Here is a 17,527-nt window from a genome sequence, read left to right as displayed (position 1 = left end):
AGCGAAGACCCCTACGGCGACCCGGCGGATGAAGAAGGCTTTAGTTAAGTAAGTTAGCTAGAAAAATTACCTGGTAAGCAACCGCACCCCTGTAGGGGTGTTTTTTTTGCCAGTTCTTTTTGCTAGTTCTCAAAAACGGAGAGGGTGGGATTTGAACCCACGGAACCTTGCGGTTCACCTGATTTCAAGTCAGGCGCATTCGACCACTCTGCCACCTCTCCTGGCGCATAAATTTTATCATACCAGCAAATGTCTCTAACTACAAATAGCCGCAGATTCAGTGCGCCGATAAAGAATTTGTTCTCTTTCTACCGCGCAATCTTCGCCTACCCATACCAGAGACACTTCCGACACTGCTCCATTTTCCAGCAGGACAATCGAGAAATTCCGCAATTTCGAGTACTCTCTCTCCACAATTCGCGGTACGCAGGCCGCATTCAAATAAACTGTACCCTCCGCACTCACCTCCAGCGACTTCCGCAACTCCTGCTTCGTGTGCCGCAGTTTGTGGTGCATATGACCAAAAGTTACCAGCGGTATGTGCTTTCCTGTGGTACGAGTTCGATCGATCGCCTCCGCAAAATCCGGGTCGCCCCAATCCCCTCCCAGCGGCTTCCAATCTCGCCCGCAGGGGTCTTCAGGAGCCTCTCCCAGCCCCGTCGGCCCCGTGTGACCCAAAAAAATCACATTTTCGCAGTCCGCCAAAGCCGCAGCTTCTGCAATGCGTCGCGCTGACTCCTCAAAACTCTCCACCCCAAACCATTCCGAGTAAAAATCCCCGTACTTCCACTCCGAGCCTCCCCAAGTAAACGGGCGGCTTCCCACGACAGTTACGCCCAATTCGGGAAAATCACGCTTCCCGTAACCGACGTGAGCTTCTCCCATTAAATCTAACTGCTGTTTTACCCAATTTTCTTGAGTGCGATCGTAAGGGCACTGACTGCGGCCCCACTCTGTCGCCGTGTACCAAGCGTCGTGGTTACCAAACACCGCTGCTTTCGGAATGTCCAATTGGGCGATCGCCCTCACCACCTCCACCGACTCATTACCAAAATCCCCCACAAACAGCACCAAATCAACGCCCAGATGCTTCAGGGCCTCGCCGTCTTCAGGTTCCCAGTGATCGTGAACGTCCCCCACCACCGCAATTTTGATAGATTTAGCTTTATTCATGTGATTTGTCATGTGCGATCGATCCCTAGCCGCTTCTTACTCAGCATAAGAAACAGCGACCAATTTTTGCACTCTCCCGCAGCATATTTTGGATTTTAGATTTGAGATTTTAGATGGGCTCAACTTTCTTCATCTTTTACTCCTAAACGCAAAAATCCTCTCTCCCCATTGACATTGGAGGCGATTGCCCTGAAGTTAAGCCCGTTAATTACCGACTGCAACGCCCTAACACTCCACCGAGTAGGGACAGCAACCCTAGAATGAATTATTCCTCTAACTCTGGTTCCGCCTCCATTTGCTCATCTTCAATTGCAAATTCGCTGATGTAATCTCGCACAACTCGCTCAAAAAACAGAGGAGCTGGTAAGCTCGACCAGTCGCTGTAATGACCGAAACTATAGCGCAGAGATTCCACAAGCGCAGCAAGGCGATCGCAATCATCTTTTTCCTGTCGCAAAGTCACAACAATTTCCAGAGGATTTGGAGTTGGTAATTGTCCCGTGAAAGGCGGACGGGTTTCAATTTGGTGAACTTCCAATCCAGCTTTATTTAAAACTTTGTTGTTGAAACCCTCAGCAATTTTTGCAATATAATAGTGCAGAAGCAGTGATGCCATTTGATGTAACCCGCTTTGCGCGAGGAGACTAAATGCAAAAATCACTACTTGTTCAGCAATATTCTTTACAGCAATATGGCTTTCTGTCGGGCGATAGCAACTTTGACCGCGCGATTCTTGATGAAGTGTTTTGCGACCTACAGACAGGTAAGCAACACAACCTGTTTGACTGATTTCGCTCTTTTGATTGCTTGTAACAAGCCGAAATAACTTCATTGCACTGGAGGCAGAAGGAATTTCCTTGGTTGCAGTCAGCTCTTCTTTTGTCCGGGTATCTTCCAGAGATGTTTCTGTTAAATGTCGGACTTTTTTATCTAGAATTCCAGGGGCGATATCTTGGCGAATCCGAATCAGACGTGCACCTTGCCACTCATCTTGCATCCGCTCGTACTGCTGACCGAGGTTAATTTCATTTGCATTCATATTGGGATCGGCAAGCCAAGGCCAAAGCTGTACACAATTGGAAGAATCAATCATTACTAATGGTTGATTTTCCTCCTCTACAGAATTGGAAATAATCTGCTTGACAAATTCCATAAAACGAATCTTACGCACTTCTTTTGTATCAGCCAGTTTCACGGGGGAGATTTGGGAAATAAAGGCGATCGCATCAGAAAACTTGCTCCAAGGGCTGATTTGTAAATTATTACCCTTCTCATAGGCGCAACACAGTTCAGACTCGCCTGTTTCCACCTTCAGGCGCACAGCAATTGGCAAAAATGTGTTGTCAATAAAACCGCGAGCGCGACCTTTCTGTTTGCGAACAATCGTAATTCCGATAATTTCTTTTGGTCTAGCTGCTACAGGAGTGTCTTTGAGCCATTTGTCAACCTTTTCCTTGACATCATCAATGCGGCCAGAATGAGCAGAAAGTAAATCTTTTAGAGCAGCTTGCACTCGATGGGAAAAATCACTAAGTTGGAGAAGTTCTTTCTCCTTAGTTTTTTCAATCGGTAGCAGAAACTGCACGCAAGAACCGGCGATTGTAGCCAGTGCTTGACGGGATGAGGGTTTATTCACCGAATCGTCATGTTTCTTGTCTGGATACCATTCCCGTGCCATTACGAGGCAAAAAGTTCGCTGTTTGCGTAAAGCAAGTTGTTTGACGATCGAATCCCAGGCTTCTATGCGGTGACGCGATCGCTCTTTTGCTGTCAAATTTGCACCGGGCAATGACTCTTTGGGCCCGTGAGTATTTGCTGGCAAACGATTAGCCATGAGTTCGATCGTATCACCCCAGAGAACGCGAATCATCGCTTGCAGCATTTTCAATTCGGTTTGACATTGTTCTTCGTAAAAGATAACAAGTAACAATTTTTCATTAGCATATAGTCGGCGCATAGCTTCCTGGTTTGCCTGAATTATCGCCTTAAGTTCATCAGTCTGGTTGAGACACTTAGAGTGAAATTTTAGGGTTTTTCTACCACCCCAAATTTTCTCTAAATTCATATCGAGATGTTTAGCCAGCAAGCTGTTTAATGGATCGTCTTTCAAGCTTTCTTTAAATTTTTCCAAGTATTTGGGAGTAAAATCAGGACAGTCACCTTTTTCAAGGATTTCTAAAGCAGCACCTAACAAAGTAGGCAAATTAATCATGCGCGAGGCTGTATCGTCTTTTGTGTGACTTGTGCCTTTGATTTTTACTTCCGAGTAATTATCGAAAGGTTTGAAGCCGAGCCGGTTCAGAATTTCAGCAATCTTTTCAAAAGCTTCTAATTTATCAATCTCTGGTACGCCTGCGTCAATTCCGTGTTTTCCTTCTTGCAATCCGTTGCGGTAAGTTAATACTACTTTACAGCTTGCTGTTGAAGCTTTACCCAATGCAATTTGAGAACCATCAATATTTTGACCGTCAGGTGTTTTTAGCGGGAGTTTTAGCTTGCTACGCAATGCTTCTAAATCTTTATCGATCGCCCAAAACCAATTTTTCTTTTTGTCCGGTTGATTTTTCTCCGGTTTTTCGGAATCGGAAAGCACCGTGTAGCGAAATGCGCGATCGCTATAATCATCAGAAAAGACAAAGCCGCTAATATTTGCTGAGTTATAGCCCGCAGGTTTTAACTGACCCACCCAGCGGCGTTTGGAAACATCTATCTTCAATAAAGGCTGGTGCAAAGAAGGATAGGTTACGACTTCTAACCGTACCACCAGACTGAATTTTCCTGTGTGTTTGAGTAGAGTAATGGGATCGGTAATCAATTCTGCCGTTCCAGTTGTGAGACGCCCGCCGCTAGAAATAACCCGCTTCATTGTTCCTAGCCCCTGAAAAATCTCTTTTCCGGCGATCGCGCGAGCTGCATAATCGACTAACACCCGATAATCATAAGTCTTTCTAGCCTGAGCTGTTCCTGTTGCTTCTGACCATTTCCAAGGTAAAACTTGAGACTCCGACGGAGTAATTGTTAACAACTCCTTTCGATCGTGCAAATCTTCCAAACGGTCGATAACTTCCAATAGCCCACCTTCTTTTTCTGAAAAAGGTTTTAGGAAATTTGTGATCCACTCGTTGATAATTGGGCGTAACGCTTTCTGGAGATCTTGTGTACTTTCGGAATTTAAGTAAGCAAATGGTTCCGGCTCTTTTACACTTTTGGAATTCAACCAAGACAGACTCAAACCTACATTTGACTGAATCCGCGCTGCACTGTCAAGTCCTACTTCTAACAAACCTCGCAGCGAGGCATAAGGGAGATTTTTGATGGTTGAATCACCGTTGCAAATAGCTTTCTGGATGGTTGAAAGCTCATGCAAAGCAGCTTTTGTCCAAGCTAGTGTCAAGCCTTTGACTGTTACTGGCTCGATGTCATCTGGCACGGTAAAAGCTAGGGGAATCTCTTTCAAACTCTTATTTGCAAGAGGAATGTAAAGGGTGTCTGAAAGCACAGTCGCTTCAGTTTCTTCGTCATCATCGGATTCGATTTCGTCAAAAAATTCGTCGTTCATGGTTGCATCTCCAATAATACAATACGGTTCAGTTAAGCCCGATCCCCCCTAGCCCCCCTTAATAAGGCTACCGTGTACACACAAGTTGATTATGAGCTAGTTTCCACCCCAAAAAGAGCGATTCAAACTGCCGAAGTCCGTGAACAATGGTAGGCATTCCAGGAGGTCTTTGAGAACTATAACCAGACCAACCCCCAAGTCGAGCAATTAACCAAGTAGCCCAAGGCAAGGAGGCGGGAGGATAGGGGTTTTGTAATTTTTTCGTGCGTCCTTGAAGAGAGGGTTCAATCACTTCTAAGCATTGCTGTTGCTCGTCAGAGAAGGTAAGAGAAGCTGGTAAGTCAGAGTTATCGCGCCCTTCAACCATTTGTAAAGTTCTCACAGCCACTCCTAAAGCCAGGACGGTAAGTCGTTGAATGGCCGTCACAGACTCTAATTGGGTAGCTTCAAGATTTAATCCGGCTTTTTTTAGCGTGGCAAAAAGTTGTTCAATGCGCCATCGCCATCGATACCATTCAATAACTTGCAGTGCTTGTTCTAAGCAAACTACCCTGTGGGTTGTGAGTAATCGCCAGTGAATTGCTTCTTGCCCCGGTGGGGGATTAACTTCTATTGCTTCAACTGCGTAAAGAGGGATACTAGGCGGATAATCTCGTGCATTCAATTTATCGGGACGCTGGATCTTAACACTAACACAACGAATAATCAGCAATGCTTCTCTCGCTGTCCTACCAATGCGTGGGTCGGCGGGTACATCAATTGTATAAGTCCCCACACAAGGTTGTTCTCTTAAATAGGTATAAAGCGATTGAGATTGTCCTAACAACCGACGGTCTTGACAAACCCGCACCAATACATGATTATGTTGGTTAGGAACCGTCGCCCATTCTTCGTACAAGTCACTTTCGCGATCGCCGATGTGAGTCACCATCGTTGCACCACCGTTACTTAAGTACCATTGACTGCGCTCGGCAGATGCTAGCCACTTGTAAGATTCTTTCTGCTCTATGGGCAAATTTTGATACTGCCGTTCATGCTTATCTTGACGAGCTAAGTCTCGACTCCACAGTTGCACTGTGCTTAACCCTAATGGGAAACCGCTTTCGCTATCTAAAACCAATGTAGGATGTAGATAAAAGCCTATATCTGTGTTGTTGCCGACTACTCCTAATTGCTCGGGTTTTAGTCGGCCTGCATGAGATTGTAAGTTAATTTCAGTGCTATCACTTATCGCTAATACGTGCCGTCCTTCTACTTGCTGTTGGCAATGATCCGAGAGGCTCCGTACTAATTCTGATACTGTCACGTTTTCATTCTCCAAAAAGCGATAGTATCCCACTTGTTCAGCTCGATTTCGACTGATTTGACGAATGTTTACCGATTGATGTTGGCCCATTGCTGCATACAATGCCGCCCCCTTTTTACCAGCCTTGGGTCTCCAAAGGCGGTTCCTTCGATTTGTTGGGCGTGAATCAGTATGGGGTTGTCCACGGTTTATACCTCTCTCAAAACATGAGTCTAGTTTACTTTGACTTGTGTGTACACGGTAGCTTAATAAGGGGGGGACAAGAGAACCTGGTTTCTTTGGTCTGAGTGCGTCCAGGAGTGCTTTCCTTCGCCGTCATCATCAGATTCAAATTCGTCAAAAATTTCGTGGTTCATAATTACATCTCCAATAAAGGTGAAAAATCATCAAAATCGTCTTCTTCTTCTGTCAAACCTTCTGAATCGCGTAAACTTGGCGGGTAAACTACGCCCTCAATGCGTTGCAGGGGATAGAGAAATGCACCGTAAAGTTCTTGATATATTTCTCGAATCACTGAATCGGGATGCTTGAGGCATTCTTCTAAAATAATTCGCATCTGAACAAGCATACTGTCCCGCCCGGAGTCTGGTTTATCTTCAGTGGATTTAATAGCCCAAGCTGCATCGACAAAGTAAACTTGTACCGGACACCCATTTCGCATCCCGCGCCCGATGGTTTGCAAAATTCCCACCATCTGATTTGCCGTAAACGGTTTGAATAAATCTTCACCCAAACGGCTAGCCATTAGAGGTTCGCGCAACAGCCGATTCGCCGTTTTCCAGAGTTGTTTTCTCGACTGTTTCCAAGCATTAGAAATTGCTGGCAAGTTTTCTGATTCAGTGAAAACTCGACTGTCAAATTCTTGGGTAGCTTTTCCGGCTAGGCTGTACAAAAGTTGTGTATCGTCAGTCGTGGGGTGGGGACGGGTGAGAAAATAAATTGTACCAATGGCTGCATCGAGTTTCCTGGGGCCTTTGGTGAAAACAATATTTACGCCTCTACCGATCGCCAACAGCGGAAAAATGATAATATCGCAAGTTTCATCATCTCCTAAAGCCTCGCACTGAGCCGTTGTGACGAAATCAGTAGGTTGCTCTCCGTTTTTGAGAAACTTAACAACTGCTTTGGTTCGTTTGCCGATGTCTGGATAATAATCGTTGATAAATTTCTTAATGTTCCGAGCTTGTTCGTAGCTGTTAACAATTAAGGCAGCTTTGCGGTAAATACCATGTTGGACGTCAAAGTTGCGGATTGATTTGTAAATTTCCGATTTCTGATTTCCTCCCCGCACCAGCGCGTCTACCATTTTTTCTAAAATGCGATCGCGCCGATCATTGCCAGCACCGCTATATCGGAGAGGTTCGTCGCGGGAGTCGCGATCTGGCAGCCATTTGAAGCGGTAAATGCTCTTTTTGGGATCGTGTTCGGTTTGGCGCGGTTTCAGCAGATAATCCGGCCCCGAGTTAATGTGATAAGCAGGACTTGCTTCGAGAAATGAGGTAGCTGAAGTCATTAAAACCGCCGGCCCTGTCAGTTGGCCATCTGCCTCAAATAACTGATGAAAACGGTGCATTAACATCCGAGGTGCGCCCACAAAAATAATATAAGACAGTTCCACATTTCGGGCTTGACTTCGAGTAGTTTGTGCCGATTGGAAACTGTATTTTACCCCAGAAAAAGACCCTAAAATATTCTCAGGAATCAGTTGTCGCAGTTCCGGCGTTGCCGTTGATTCGACAATCGGTTCCCGAATCAGTCCTTCTGCTACCATTGTTCTAGTTTGCGGTACGATCCGCTGATAGCCTAAAATTACAAAAGTGACGCAAACAAGTAAGGTAATTGTATCCTGAGCCTCGGCTGATGCAGTCCCATCTTGAAAACACAAAGGCAAAAACAATTCGGCAATTTCTTTGACAATCTTATCGCGCCGTTCGATTAGATTCTCTGCTAAATAACGGCGAAAATTAATAATTTGAGTTTCCCACTGATGTTTAAGGGTTTCGGGGTTGATTCCCAGGCTTTGAGCGCACAGATCCAGGTTGAGCCGATCGTGCGGTTCAATGCCAGTGCGATCGTAAAAAGCATGGTAAGCTGCTGTTTCCCAGAATTGAGTTAAGGCTCGACTTTTGCTAAATCCCTGTTTGACTTCTACCTCGTCTAGGCGATCGCGTTTAGAAGTTTTCTCAAAACCATCCAACAAATCGCTGACTATTCTCAGAACGGTTAATAACTGATTCTCATAGCGTTGGCTGACTCGCGATGAGGGCATATTTTGAACGGCAGTAATTAATGATGTATTGCGATCGCCAAATTCCGATAAATTGCGGCTGTAAAGTTCTACATTGCGGTCGAACAATCGATAGTTTTCTCCGCGAGCAAAAGGATTGTGAATTTGCTCTTGAATGGCTAAATGGATAGATTCTTTCGCCCCCGAAAGTTTTAAAGTTGCTGCACCGTAAGCATCCAGATTTGATTGCACCATATCTGCTTCGTCAAAAACTACGACATCAAATGTCCCGGCCATTAATTCAAAATAACGAATGCGCTCGCGAATAGCATGAGGTGGCACTTCAGTATCCATTGAAAGAACGTGGCCGACCCAAATATCGGCATCTAGCAAATCGCGGGGTGCTTTGTGGCGGCCGCACACCGTCCAAACCGGACAAAGATACTTTTTCATTTGCCCTTTTTTGCCCCCGCTTTGTAAAATTTCCTTGCAGGGTGCATAACCAAACCCCCACATCGAAGTATCAGCATTTGAAAACGCAGGCAAGACGCAATTTAAGCCAAAAACTTCTGCCTGTTCCAAACTATAGGCAAAGCCGCCATTTCCCCCTGATGCTGCGATCGCCTCGGCAATATTGTCAGCGTGTCGGCGGCGAGTTCCATCGCTTTGACCGACTAGCATTCCCACTTTAATTTCATGAAATGCTAGTTCTGCCATGTACTGTCTAGAAACTTCAATGGAGGGAAAGACAAACATCGCTTTATAACCGCGTTTTCCCAACCATACAGCTATTAATACGAGCAAAGTTGTTTTGCCCGCTCCAGGCAGTCCAATTAAGTGCTTGATGCCTTCTAATTCGATGACTGTTTCTTCCCGCAAACCCTTACCAGTTTCTGGCACTTTAAGCGCAAAATGTTGAACCCTTTTTACCCAGTTACCCTGTCTTTTTTCTGGGTGATTTGCTTCGCGTTCATCCATCTCAACTGCTAACTCGTAAAGTTCCGAAAGGGGAATGCGGATTTTTGCTTTCGGCAAGCGATCGAGGGAATGAGTGCGGCGCGGTGCAAGCGGGGCTGCGATCGGCCCAATTGGCACTCTGGCGGCTGTTGTTTCTTCACCTAAAGCAACGGCCATTTGCTGGCGGGGATCGGCAAAGGTGGCGCTGTAAAATTGGTGTGTCAAAGGCTGGCCGAGGATTTGACGGGCTTGGGCAACTAAAGGGTCTTCTAGGGGGTCTGTGCGTTGAAAGTGAAGTGTTTCTAAGTTAATTTTATAGGTTCCTTGAGTTTTGGTGCGGTAGTGGCGATCGTTATAAATAGCAACTGCGTGTTTCACTGACTGTTCTGTCACGTAAGCCAGCGACATCAGGCGCATATTGAAAATGGCTTGGCGGGCTTTTGCCAACGCGGGTGCATTGATGATACTCGCCATTCCCGATATCGTTAAAGGGGCATATTCTAGGGAATTAGTCTCGATAAATTCTGCCATCAAGACACACAGCCAGCAAATGCGATCGACCCCAGTCCAGAAATCCGGTTTAGTTCTCATATTTGATTTTATTTAACAACTGTATGACTTGTGAAACAGACAGAATTTCGAGAGTAGCAGCATCGCCTTTTTTATCGATCGCAGACTGAAAAGTAGAGAGGTAATCTGGCCGCTCCTCAATTAATTGGTCGCTAACGGCAATGATGCGGCGGCGGTAGTGAACCAGCCCCCCGATGCCAGTGCGGTTGAAGCGCAAAGCAAGGGAGACAGGACTGGTGTATGACTTAGCATCGATGCCGATCTTGCGACCGTTAATTGCTACATCGCACAGGTCTGATTCTGGGTAAAGTTCGGCATCTAGTTCGTTGTTTATGGCTGCCTTAAAAATTGCTAATTCGTCGATCGCCGGCCCAGTCCAATAGGTTAAAATTTGCGGCTGGGCGATGAGCAATCGGTCTTGGTTTGGGTCTAATTTCTCCGAAACTTTTGCTTTTGAGGAGTTGTGACCGAGGCATTGGCGAATCGGACATCGCCCATCGGGAAAAAGTTTTCGATCGGGATAGGGGCGCATCAGCGTACCGCAATACGCGCAGCGATGAGCGTGTCCGTCAATTAACCAGACATCCGGCACGCTATCAAAAAAGGTATCAACAATCATTCCCTGTAAAGGGGTTAAATCGTTGTCACGTAAGTAGTCTAAGAGTTGGTGTTCTCCGATGAGCGATCGGCTGCCAAATAGCGATCGCAAAGCCGTATAAGCTTTGTGTTGGCGGCGAATCCCCAATCGTTCAGTTGCCTCGCGCAACCGTTGGTACAGGCGGTGTTCGATGATATTATCTTCGCCAAAAGTACCTTTACTGTTGGCAATTACTGCACAATCTGGGGTTGGCACTCGCAAGTCTGGATCGATGAGAATTACTTGACCAGAGTCAAAATCGGCATGACAAAAAATATCTAAGCCCCACCGATCGAGGGGATATCTAGCACGTTCCAAAACGGTATGCACGCAAGCGGCGCGATCGCTTTGTCCGGATTCGATATACAGCCGGCCCAACTTGCACATAGCCCGATAAAGTTCCGATGGCATACTATCATCGTCTTGGCGAACGATGTCTCGATTGAGAATTCTTGTGTACTGTCGCAGAATTCCCTGGGCCAGCAATATAACAGTATCTTCAGCGAGATCGATCGTGCTGGCGTGTCCTGTGGGTAATGGCAATGTCGTTGTTTGCATTTGTGGCAACCAGGTTAGGTCTTGACCATCAGCCTCGGCAAGAATTTGTTGCTCCAAAGTTGCGTCGGGGAATGAGGGTAAAACTTGAGCGATCGCGGCCAGTGTCCAGCCTTTCTTGAGCAAAAGTGCTGTTGCCAGTCCTTCTAAAATCTGCCGAAACCGAAATTCTTGACCTTTCGGCTGTGACAGGAGTTGCTTGGATCTCCACGATCGCACAGTTCTTAAGGCAGGTGGTTCCACAGATAGCCCAAGCTGCTCAATCCGTCGTTTTAGTTCTTTTGTCAGAAACTCAGCAGTTCCCTGCCACTGGCGATCGTCTTCAAAGTACATAGATGTATAAAACCAACGTATTTACATCGTATACTGATTACAGTAAACGATGTAAATAGAGGATGTCAAGAGAAACTACTCAAAATACTCGTGGCTCAAGGTAGTCATTTACCTGTGAATATGTTGCTGGATAAAGCTTTCAGTCTAATTACAGTCAGGTAAAAACTTAGTTGAGTCCACTCTTGGAGCGCAAAATCTTGCTCCCACTGCCAGTCAGTGGGTTAACCTATGGCAAATTTTCTACCTCTGGCCCAACTGCCCACCGTTTTTGGTGAATTCAACTATAATTCAAAATACACTTGAGTCCAGCCCGCACCTTCCCCGGAATATTCTAACTGTGTTTACCACCGCACCTGCTCCGAACTTTACTCAAACCCGACTGCCCGACGACTTGTTTACAGCGATTAACGCCCTCAAACAAGAGTTGAACGCCGTCATACTCGCCCACTATTACCAAGACTCCGACATTCAAGACATCGCAGACTTCATTGGCGACTCCCTAGAACTTGCCCGCAAAGCCGCCAACACCAGCGCCGATGTCATAGTTTTTGCCGGAGTTCATTTCATGGCCGAAACCGCAAAAATTCTCAATCCCGACAAATTAGTATTGTTGCCAGACTTGAATGCTGGGTGTTCCCTCGCCGACAGTTGCCCTCCCGAAGCCTTTGCAGCTTTCAAAGCCGATCGACCAGGACATTTAGTAATTTCCTACATTAATTGTACCGCCGCAATTAAGGCAATGAGCGATATAATTTGCACCAGTTCTAACGCGGTTAAAATTGTCAACCAAATTCCGGAAAATCAGCCGATAATTTTTGGGCCCGATCGCAATCTCGGCCGCTACGTCATGGAACAAACCGGTAGAAACATGGAGATATGGCAAGGAGCCTGTATCGTCCACGAAAACTTCTCAGAAAAAAAGATAGTTCAACTCAAAATCGAAAATCCCGAGGCCGAAATAATTGCCCACCCAGAATGCGAACCGCCTGTGCTGCGCCACGCCAATTACATCGGCTCTACCACTGCTTTGCTCAAATATTCTCAAACCTCTTCCAGCCAAGCTTTTATTGTCGCGACTGAACCGGGAATCATTCACCAAATGCAAAAGCAAGCTCCGCACAAACGCTTTATTCCCGCTCCTTCAACCAATAATAACTGCGCTTGCAACGAATGCCCGCACATGAGATTAAATACCTTGGAAAAATTGTATCTATCCCTAAAAAATCAAACCCCTGAAATTACCATGCCCCAAGATATTCAACTAGCAGCCTTACAGCCCATCCAGCGAATGTTAGAAATGAGCTAACCGCTGGCTATTTTTAAGTGAATTTATTGTGTGGTGGGTTGGGCGCAGCGATTAAATTAAGTCATTGCCTAACCCACCAACATCGATCGGCAATCTGTGAAGCAGTGGTTAACTCTGTCTTTTCCTCTGCGGTTCATTCCTTTAAAACTCATCAACAATAAATGATGCCAGAAAAACTGATTGTTTTCACTCGCTATCCCGAACCGGGAACAACCAAAACTAGACTAATTCCCGTGCTGGGAAAAGCAGGTGCTGCCAACCTTCACCGCTTGATGGCCCAACGGACGATCGCCTGCGCTCTCTCTCTCCAAAAATCCCGCCGATTATTGGTAGAAATTCACCGATCCGGCGGCAGCCAACAACTGATGCAAGACTGGTTGGGAAGTGATATTATTTGTCAAAATCAAATAGACGGAGATTTGGGCGCAAGAATGAAAGCAGCGTTTGAAAAATCTTTTAATTCAGGGGTGGAAAAAACTGCAATAATCGGTACAGATTGTCCTGATTTGAAAGCAGAAATCATGGCACAAGCTTTTGATGAACTGAGCCAGCACGATTTAGTTTTGGGTCCGGCAAAAGACGGAGGTTATTATCTGATCGGGTTGCGGCGATCGATACCGGAATTATTCGGTGGCATTCACTGGGGAACCAGTCAAGTATTCGCTTGTACGCGGGCGATAGCCCAAAAGCTAGACCTCAATATTGCTTATCTTCCCACTCTTGCAGATATCGATCGACCAGAAGATCTCCTCGGTTTAGATATTAATATTTTGAAATAACTAAATTATATTTAATTTATTTTTATTATTATAAATGGTCATATTTCATTAGATAAAACTACTTGATTATGAAACCACAATGTCATAATATAGTAATTGTATTTGTCTAACCTAATGCTGAATCTCATTAGCAGTTAGACAGCGCTTGGGACAATAGTCCCAGGCGCGAGAAGCAGCCAAAAATTACCAACAAAATTAGCAACTAACAGATCAGATTTGTACAAAAGCCGCCCTGCCACAGGAAAGCCCAATGTAGGCGCGGGCCCGGTGTAAAAAATGAGCAACTAATAGCTGGGTTTTTTACCAAACTCTCCCACCTTAAGACCAAATGTAGGGGCGATCCCGGGGTCAAAAAGGGGCAAAATCAGCTTTGTACAAAACCCGCTCTCTCTCACGGGCTGCTTAATTCTGTATGTCGCCAGAAAATCCTAATATCAAAATTTCCATTATCATTCCAGTCTTAAACGAAGCACCTACAATTGCCTCAGTCATCTCCACCGCCCTTGAGGCCCAAAATGCCGAAATAATTGTCGCCGACGGTGGCAGCACCGACGGTACTACAGATATAGCAAAATCTTTGGGCGTCCGAGTTATCTCCACCGCCCCAGGCCGGGCCACCCAAATGAATGTAGGTGCTGCTGCTGCTACTGGAGAGATCCTGCTGTTTCTCCACGCAGACACTCTTTTGCCTCCCGGGTACGACTCAAGCGCGCGTCGGGTACTAGCTAACCCGTCTGCAGTAGCGGGGGCCTTTGAACTCAAGATTGACGCCCGCAATCTCAGCCTCCGGTTGGTAGAAACAGGGGTAAACTGGCGATCGAACTTTTTGGAAATGCCCTACGGCGATCAAGCTATTTTCCTCCACGCAGTTACCTTTGACAAAATCGGGGGTTTTCCCGACTTGCCCCTCATGGAAGACTTTGAATTCGTGCGCCAATTGAAAAAACAAGGCCGCATTGAAATAGTACCCCAGCCAGTGCTGACCTCCGCCCGTCGCTGGCAGCAGCTTGGGATCATCAAAACCACCGCCATTAATCAAATAGTAATCATCGCTTATTTCTTGGGAGTGTCGCCCGATCGACTCGCTTTCTGGTATAAGAGGCAAAAGAAAAATTCTTCCAAAAACTAAAGAATAGTGAACTTTTCTAAAGCTCGCCGTTAATTATGTAAATAGGAAACACGTCCCTGCGTAAAATATGACTTGAACGCCTCAACTTTTTAAACTGCGAGGACAAACAGAATATGGCCGATCCCAGAGATGCAGAGCTTATTAAACCCTTTAACGGCGACCCCTTCACGGGTCATCTAGCCACCCCCATCAGTGCTTCTGATTTCACAAAAGCATTCATTGGGAACTTGCCCGCCTACCGCAAAGGACTCTCGCCCCTAATTCGAGGCCTAGAAATCGGTTTGGCACACGGTTATTTCCTCGTCGGCCCCGAAATCGTCTTCGGACCCCTGCGGGATTATCCAGAAGCAGCTAATCTCGGGGGATTATATACAGCCCTCGTCTTAGTTCTGTTGGGCACACTAGGTATGTCTGCTTACGGTTTAGTCTCTTTCAAACAAGACAACACCAGCTACCCTAGCGCTAATCCCATGACGCCTGATTCCCTCAGAAATGCTGAGGGGTGGAGCCAGCTTACCGGGGGTTTCTTCATTGGTGGAATGGGTGGTGTCTTTGTTGCCTACTTCTTACTCGAAAACTTTAACGGCGTTGATGCCATTTTCCGGGGTTTAGTCAACAATTAGGCTTCACTCCCAAATATCCCTGTTGGAACACACTAACTTTAGTTTGGAGAATTTGATATGACAGGTTCCTACGCTGCCTCTTTCTTGCCTTGGATTTTGATTCCCCTAATTACCTGGGTGATGCCGGTGGTGGTAATGGGTTTGTTGTTTATCTACATTGAAAGCGACGCCTAATCCTTACCCCTAAAGTAAGACCTAAGTTGGAAAGCCGAAGTAAGAGGATTGAGGAACAATTGCTGTGAAATTTCTAGATAAATCTAGGGACAATCAGCAAAAATTGTTTTGAGATTGCTGGCTATTAGAAAACTTAGTTTCTTTACCCCCATCCCCAGAATTTATCTGTGGAGCAATCTTTCAGTTTTCTGCCTTCAAAACTCGTAAGTGCAAAAAAATCCTCTGCCTCCAGGCAGAGGATTTTTTTGCAAAGAAGACAAATCATCCGCTCAGAGCACACAAATTGCCAAATTCTAAGCCACAATTGTTATGGAAACCTACTAATGAGGAGACAGCGATGCAATTTTTCCCCGCACGCCGCATCTTAGCTCCATTCCTGATCTCGGTATTGCTGTTAGTGACCGCCTGCGGTCAAACCCAAACCACCTCCCGCTGGGACAAAGCTCAGCAGGAAAGCACCCAAAAATCTGGTAAAGCACAGCAGACAACTGCTGATAAATCAAGTGCTAGTAATCAAAACCTGCCCAAGAAGGCAGTTGCAGGCGGTAAGTTAAATAAATACTTTCCGGCTTCTGGCGGTGGATTCGATCGCGTTTTTGCTCAAGAAAAATCTGGTTTTGCTGAAGCTAAGTTGAACAAAGACGGTAAAAATGTCGCGGTGCTCTCGATTAACGACATCGCCGGCAACCCCAGCGCAGGTGCAAAATTTAAGCAAAGTACCAAGCAAATCAGTGGCTATCCCGCCGTTAATCAGGGTGCTAATGGTACCGCTGTTTTAGTGGCAAATCGCTATCAGGTGAAAGTTCAATCACGCAGTCCCTCTTTTACCGCGAGCGAGCGCGAAGCTTGGCTGTCAAAATTTAACCTCGGCGGCCTCGCCCGCCTCAAGTAGCAATCTCTTTTGTCACACTCCGCGCCCGACTCCTGTCTGGCGCTATCCAAACTAAGTTAGCCACAAAAAGAGTGTGAAGTTTTTGCCATCTGCCAAAAGTAATATCTTTGATTTTCGTTCCAGCAAAAGGAGTTTTTTGTGAGCAAAACAGTCTTTGAATTAGTCGATCAACTGCCTCAAGACAACATGACTGTCAAAGCCCTCCGAGCGCTTGACTTTGTGGTTCCCGGTGAGTGGAACAATTTAGTTGGCTTTGAAAATACCATTCGCACCGTTACTGGCGAAACTGACGAAGAACTGATCCAGCAAATTGGCGAGCGCGCCATCTACCTCTACAACGATAAATCAGAGGGCTACCAGCGCGCTCTCTGGCTCTACCAAACTATTGACAACGCCGACAAGGCTTTGGGCAGTGCCGCCCTCGCTAATAAGGTTGCGGAAAATGTCTCGTTTTTATCGTTCCTCGGCAATATCACTCCCAAGGCAGAAAAAGCTCAAACGATCGACCTTTCTTTGAAGTTAGTCACTGAGTTGCTCGCTTTTTGCCAAATCAACGGCATTCCCGGCGACAGCATCGGCGATTTTGCCGCATCCTTGGGCGACTACGGCGGCGAATCCCTGATGCGGATGGCTGCTTTGGTGTGTTTTGACGGTTTGATTCCTTTGGGTCCAGACTTTATCATGGCAACTCAGTCTTGGATTCAAAAGCTCTCTCCTAGCGATTTGCAATCCAATCCGTCATTTAATGCGATCGGCGGCATGATTCCTGGGGGTTCTCCCGCAGGCCAACTCGGCTTTATCGGCGAAAGCTTTAACTCGGTTTCCGGCTGGATGAGCTCTTTTGTGGGCGATCGGGGTTTGACTCCCCAAAACGTACTAGGCCACTTGCAGAATTTTGTAGATATTTCAGCAGACAAGGTGGACTACGTGGGCGCATTCCTCGACATGACTACCAACTACTACGAACACACTGGTGTTCAAACTCTCGCCCGCCGTTTGATTGAACGAGCTGTCGCTGAGATTTAGAATAACCAAAGGAGTTGTGATGTTTGCGAGCGATCGCCCTCTGAGAGTGTTTTGAGTTCAAATTTTTTGGAAGGAGCAATTCTCTCTCGGTTGGTTTTCGATAAAAAGTGTGCGCGATCGCAAAAGTCGATCGCCCCCACCGGCACTCACAACTCCTTTTACCGATCACTTTTAAAAGGAAGCGTTAATGCCAGAAGAACCGCAAAACCCTACCGCTGGAGAATCGGAAACTCCCAGTGCTTCGATCGAGAACGCCCCGAGTTCCGACGAACCCGAGACAA

General features: G+C 46.2%; 12 protein-coding genes and 1 tRNA gene. 7 read left to right on the top strand and 6 right to left on the bottom strand.

The genetic code is table 11. The annotated features are described in order from the left end of the window. Positions 1-136: 136 nt before the first annotated feature. The 6 genes from QUA77_RS12605 to QUA77_RS12580 form a co-directional block, all read right to left on the bottom strand. Positions 137-221, bottom strand: a tRNA-Ser gene (locus QUA77_RS12605). Positions 222-255: 34 nt separating this feature from the next. Continuing rightward, complete coding sequence (locus tag QUA77_RS12600; protein WP_333450349.1) at positions 256-1,173, bottom strand: TIGR04168 family protein; 918 nt, start codon at positions 1,171-1,173, stop codon at positions 256-258. A gap of 265 nt (positions 1,174-1,438) precedes the next feature. Next, the gene (locus QUA77_RS12595) at positions 1,439-4,732 is read right to left on the bottom strand and encodes an RNaseH domain-containing protein (RefSeq protein WP_333450348.1); all 3,294 of its coding nucleotides are present in this window, start codon (positions 4,730-4,732) and stop codon (positions 1,439-1,441) included. 67 nt (positions 4,733-4,799) lie between these two features. Next, a complete protein-coding gene (locus tag QUA77_RS12590; RefSeq protein WP_333450347.1) occupies positions 4,800-6,128 on the bottom strand; it encodes an IS4 family transposase in 1,329 nt (442 codons plus the stop codon). A gap of 268 nt (positions 6,129-6,396) precedes the next feature. Beyond that, positions 6,397-9,813 (bottom strand): pPIWI_RE_Z domain-containing protein, encoded by a 3,417-nt coding sequence (locus tag QUA77_RS12585; RefSeq protein ID WP_333450345.1) that lies wholly within the window; start codon positions 9,811-9,813, stop codon positions 6,397-6,399. Then, the gene (locus tag QUA77_RS12580) at positions 9,803-11,317 is read right to left on the bottom strand and encodes a restriction endonuclease-related protein (protein WP_333450344.1); all 1,515 of its coding nucleotides are present in this window, start codon (positions 11,315-11,317) and stop codon (positions 9,803-9,805) included. The genes QUA77_RS12585 and QUA77_RS12580 overlap by 11 nt, the downstream gene beginning before the upstream one ends. 337 nt (positions 11,318-11,654) lie before the next feature. On the opposite strand from QUA77_RS12580, the gene nadA reads away from it, so the two are divergent. The 7 genes from nadA to QUA77_RS12545 all read left to right on the top strand — a co-directional run bounded on the left by nadA (position 11,655) and on the right by QUA77_RS12545 (position 17,246). Further along, positions 11,655-12,623, top strand: a complete 969-nt coding sequence (nadA, locus tag QUA77_RS12575) for a quinolinate synthase NadA (protein ID WP_333450343.1) — start codon at positions 11,655-11,657, stop codon at positions 12,621-12,623. A 161-nt stretch (positions 12,624-12,784) separates the two neighbouring features. Then, the gene (locus tag QUA77_RS12570) at positions 12,785-13,402 is read left to right on the top strand and encodes a TIGR04282 family arsenosugar biosynthesis glycosyltransferase (RefSeq protein WP_333042103.1); all 618 of its coding nucleotides are present in this window, start codon (positions 12,785-12,787) and stop codon (positions 13,400-13,402) included. Positions 13,403-13,814: 412 nt separating this feature from the next. Continuing rightward, complete coding sequence (locus QUA77_RS12565) at positions 13,815-14,531, top strand: TIGR04283 family arsenosugar biosynthesis glycosyltransferase (protein WP_333042101.1); 717 nt, start codon at positions 13,815-13,817, stop codon at positions 14,529-14,531. A gap of 113 nt (positions 14,532-14,644) precedes the next feature. Then, a complete protein-coding gene (locus QUA77_RS12560; RefSeq protein ID WP_333042100.1) occupies positions 14,645-15,154 on the top strand; it encodes a photosystem I reaction center protein subunit XI in 510 nt (169 codons plus the stop codon). Positions 15,155-15,211: 57 nt separating this feature from the next. Beyond that, the gene (locus tag QUA77_RS12555) at positions 15,212-15,328 is read left to right on the top strand and encodes a photosystem I reaction center subunit VIII (protein ID WP_333042098.1); all 117 of its coding nucleotides are present in this window, start codon (positions 15,212-15,214) and stop codon (positions 15,326-15,328) included. A 337-nt stretch (positions 15,329-15,665) separates the two neighbouring features. Then, positions 15,666-16,220 (top strand): hypothetical protein, encoded by a 555-nt coding sequence (locus tag QUA77_RS12550; RefSeq protein ID WP_333042096.1) that lies wholly within the window; start codon positions 15,666-15,668, stop codon positions 16,218-16,220. A 138-nt stretch (positions 16,221-16,358) separates the two neighbouring features. Next, positions 16,359-17,246, top strand: coding sequence for a hypothetical protein (locus QUA77_RS12545; RefSeq protein ID WP_333042095.1), 888 nt, complete (start codon positions 16,359-16,361; stop codon positions 17,244-17,246). Positions 17,247-17,527: the final 281 nt, after the last annotated feature.

Source organism: Microcoleus sp. K5-D4 (assembly GCF_036704575.1).
Taxonomy (GTDB): domain Bacteria; phylum Cyanobacteriota; class Cyanobacteriia; order Cyanobacteriales; family Microcoleaceae; genus Microcoleus.
This window is presented reverse-complemented; position numbering and strand designations above follow the sequence as displayed.